The sequence below is a fragment of the Thermodesulfobacteriota bacterium genome (genome assembly GCA_040755095.1).
In the GTDB taxonomy this organism is placed as follows: Bacteria; Desulfobacterota; Desulfobulbia; order Desulfobulbales; family JBFMBH01; genus JBFMBH01.
In genome coordinates, this window is record JBFMBH010000209.1 from 1 (window position 1) to 4,189 (window position 4,189).

The following is a 4,189-nucleotide window of genomic DNA, read 5'->3' on the forward strand; positions in this document are numbered from 1 at the left end:
GGCCGCGGCCGGGGGCCGCGGCGATGCCGAGACGCGGCAGCTGCCCGTGGCGGCCTTTCTGGCCGAGCCGGTGGCCATCCAGCGGCGCCTGCTGGAGGAGGCCCTGTGGGGACTGGGCTGCCGGCCCGGCTGCCGGCAGATCGAGGCCCTGCGGGCTCTGGCTGCGGCACCGGCCGGCCAGCGGCTGCATCTGGCCGGGGGGCTGCGGGCCAGCCGCCAGGGCGCGCTGCTGGTGCTCGCCTTTCCCTACGGCCGGGGGGCCGGCCGGGGGGAAGGCCCGCCTTCGCCGGCGCCAGGCTTCCGGGTCCTGCTCCCCGAGCCGGGGGAGGTTCCGGTGCCCGAGCTGGCCGGTCGCTTGGCCTTCCGGCTGCTGCCGGCCACGGCGGTGGCCGCGGCGGGACCGGCCATGCGCCTGGCCGCCGATGATGTCGCCTTCCCCCTGGAGATCCGCTCCCTGCAGCCGGGGGATCGCTTCCGGCCCGAAGGCGCGCCGGGCAGCAAGAAGGTGGCCCGCTTTCTGTCCGACCTCCGGGTGCCCCGAGCGGAGCGCTGGCGGGTGCCGGTGCTCCTGGCTGGCCAGCGCATCCTGGCCCTGGTGGGGATACGACCGGACGAGCTCTGCCGCATCCGGCCGGCCACCGCCACGGTGCTGGAGATCCGCTGGCAGGGCCCGCCGTTGCCCGGGCCAGGCCGGTGATGGCAGGAATCCCTGCCGTGACCGGATGCGAACCGGATCTTTACGGAGCGGCCGGTTCGTGGTAATCTCTCGACCTCACTTGGCACGGATAGGGGTGGGCGGGTAGCTCAGTTGGATAGAGCGTTGGCCTCCGGAGCCAAAGGTCGTGGGTTCGAATCCCGCTCCGCTCACCAGGTCAGTTTTTCGGGGGGTCATGGCTGTCAATGCCATGCCCCCTTTTTTCGTGGGGAAGAGGGGATCCTGCCCATGGCTGAGCAAGACCAGACCTTCCCGCATCTCCTGCAGGCCTACGAAGGGTTGTCCCCCCTGGGACAGGCCCTCATGCAGCTGTGCTCGGTCATCTATGAGCCAACCGATGGGGCCACCATCCTCCGGTGCCTGCGCCGGAGTGGGCTGTCCTTTCCGCGGGAGGGAGTGGCGGACGGCAGAGCTCTTGCTGCCTACCTGCGGCGGTTGCAGAAGCTGGGCCTCCTGGACCAGGGCAACCGTTGCCACCCAGCCATCCTGGAGACCGTCACCCGGCGGGCCATGGCCGACGGACGCCTCTATTCTGCCGGCAGCCTCGTCCGGGAGATCGAGAACAAGGAGGCCTGGTCGGACAAGGGGCCCGCGACCTGCCTTCTGTGTCGTGGCCGGGACGCGCAATGGCTCCTGCGGGTCCCGGGCGGCCTCCTGTGCCAACCCTGCGCCGCAGCCCAGCTGGAGCAGGTGCTGCGGGCGACCCGGCCCTATTCCTGGTCAGAGACGGATCTGGCGACCATCCTCACTGGCACGAACGATCTGCGGCAGCGGCTGGCCCTCCTCTGGGATCATGCCCAGATGGCCCGGGGGGCCGGGCTTCGTGGCCCCGGAGAGAGGGAGCGGTTCCTCAAGGCCCTGGTGGGCAACCTGGGCTACGATCATGGCCATCCCATGGATCGGGCGGTCCGGACCGCAGCCCTGGAGGCCTGTTGCCGGCTGGGCTCGAAGGTGCTGCCGGCCCTGCTCGACATGGTGGCGACCGAGCCGTGGTTCTATTACGCCAATCTCCTGACCGCGGTCGCCCGGATCGGCCCGGAGCGTCCGGAGGTGGCAGCGCTCCTGTCCACCGCGGCCGGGGATCCGCGGCGGGATGTGCGCCTCTTTGTGGCCGAGGCCGCCATCGAGCTGATCCTCCCCTGGTCACGGAAGATCCTGGTCCTCCTCGGCCGGGATGCCGATCCGGCGGTGAAGCGCTGCGCCGCCGAGGGCCTCTCCGCCCTCCTGCGTGTGGGCCGGGGCCACTCCACACCTGTGCAGTCGTCGCGGTCGCAGGTGGCCCCTGGCGACTGTGGCCCTCTGGTCAGGGCGGTTCACGCCGAGCTGCCTCTGGACCGGTTCGGGACGCAGAGCACCTGTGGCCGGCTGATGCGGGAGGTGCGCATCGGTCTTTATACCGCCGATACGGCGCTGTACCACTCGTGCCTGAAGAAGCTCTTCGCGACGTGTGACCACTCGTACACCGAGCCGCACCCCCTGGTGCAGGTAGCGAACCGGCCTTTCGACCCGGTATGGCTCGGCTCCCTTCGCCCTGATCTGGCCGCCGAGGCCCTGGCTCAGATCCTCTACCACGCCATCTCCGAGCTGGATGACGACCAGGCGGCCCTGGCCTATGCCAGGGAGCGGTACGAAGCCCATGCCTGGTCCGGTGAGGACGCGAGCCGCCTGGGGCAGGCCCTGGTCTGCCGGCTCATCATGGGCGGCCTCCTGGCGGAGGCCAGGGCGCTGCTGCCGCGCCTCGAGGTTGAGGCCAGCACCGCCGCCAGCCTTGCCGGCTGGCTCGGCCTGGTGGAAGGCAAGACCGAGGAGGCCCGCGCCTCCTTCCAGGCGGCCATTGCCAGACGCAGCTCACCCGGCCCCGGAAACGCCTTGCCCGGCGGCCTGGCCGGACCCTTTCTGGTCCTGGGCCTGCTGCCAGGAGCGCCGCCGGCCCTCCTGGCCCGGATCGGGACGCGGGTTGGCGTCAGCCTGGCCCTGCGCCGTGGGCCGCGGTACCTGACGCCGATCTGTTTCGCCCTGAAGGCGATGCTGCTGGTCCACAGCGCTCAGTCCGACCAGGCCCGGACGATCATTGCCCAGCACCGGGATGAGCAAAGCCCCCTCGTCCGCTTCTTCTTCGCCCTGGCCACCTTCCTTGTGGAGGGCCGGCTCAGCCAGGAGGAGAACGACGGCTTGAGCCGGATCCTCGTCCAGGCCCAGAGGGGCGGTTGGCACTGGCTGGCCCTGGAATGCGCCGAGCTGCTCAGGCGGACCGAGGAGGATACCCCGGTCCGGCGCAGCTGTGTGGAGAAGATCCGGGACGCCACCGGCATGTGCTCCCTGGCTGCCGCGCTCCCGGTGGAAGAGGCCTGGCGCCGGAGCCTGCGCGCCCTGGCCGCCCTCGACACCAGTGCCACCGGCGGGCCGGCCGGGGCCGAGGGCGCGACCCGGCTGGTGTGGATGCTGGGTGAGCACAACGGTGCGGTAGCCTTGCGACCGGTGGAGCAGAAGCTTTCCGCCCGGGGCACCTGGGGCAAGGGCCGTGAGCTCTCGGTCTATCGTCTGGCAGGGGCCGAGGTCCAGCGCTTCAGTCTGCAGGATCAGATGGTGTGCAACCTGCTCTACACGACTCACTACCATGCGCGGTCAGCCGTGTGGCCGCAGGCCATGGCCCTTCTCGTTGGCCATCCCCTGGTCTTCCTGGAATCCTCCCCGTCCACGCCGGTGGAGATCCACAAGAGCGAGCCCGAGCTTCTGGTCACCGGGTCGGATGCCGGCATCACTATCCGGTTTTCGGTTCCGTTCCAGGAGGAGCGGCTGGTGGTGGTCCGGGAGACGCCGGCGCGCTATCGGGTGATCGAGCTTTCTGATGAGCACCGCCGCATCGCCAGGATCCTGGGCAACGACGGCCTCACCGTGCCGCCGGCCGGCCACGAGCAGGTGCTGGCCGCCCTGGTCGGTCTGTCGTCCCATCTGGTCGTGCATTCCACCATCGGTGGCGAGGGCGGGGAACTGGAGGCGGTGAGCGCCGATCCCCAGCCCCACATGCATCTGTTGCCCTACGCCTCGGGCATCCGCGTGGAGATGTTCGTCAAGCCCTTCGGCGATGGAGGGCCGTACCTCAAGCCAGGGACCGGGGCGCCGCATCTCATCACCGAGGTCAAAGGGCGGCGGCTGCAGACCCGGAGGGACCTGGGCGTAGAGGAGAGATTGGCCGCCGATCTCGAGGCCGCCTGTCCACTGCCCGCCGGCCTGGAGGACGGCCACCGGCGGTGGCTGATCACCGACCCGAAGGAGTGCCTGGAGGTGCTCGATGCCCTCCGGGAGGAACAGGAGCAGGGCCGGGTGGTGGTGGAGTGGCCCGAAGGGGAGACCCTCAGGCTCAGCCGGCGGCTGTCCTTCAGTCGGCTCTCCCTGGCCATCACCGGGCACCGGGACTGGTTCGAGGTGAGCGGTGAGCTGCGGGTGGATGACGAGCTGGCCCTGAGCATGAAG

General features: G+C 70.5%; 2 protein-coding genes and 1 tRNA gene. All 3 read left to right on the plus strand.

Annotated features, from left to right (window positions below; genetic code table 11):
- On the plus strand, positions 1 to 697 hold a 697-nt coding region (gene tilS, locus AB1634_18765), incomplete at its 5' end, for a tRNA lysidine(34) synthetase TilS (GenBank protein ID MEW6221556.1).
- A gap of 96 nt (positions 698 to 793) precedes the next feature.
- Positions 794 to 870, plus strand: a tRNA-Arg gene (locus tag AB1634_18770).
- Between the two features lie 73 nt (positions 871 to 943).
- On the plus strand, positions 944 to 4,189 hold a 3,246-nt coding region (locus AB1634_18775; GenBank protein ID MEW6221557.1), incomplete at its 3' end, for a hypothetical protein.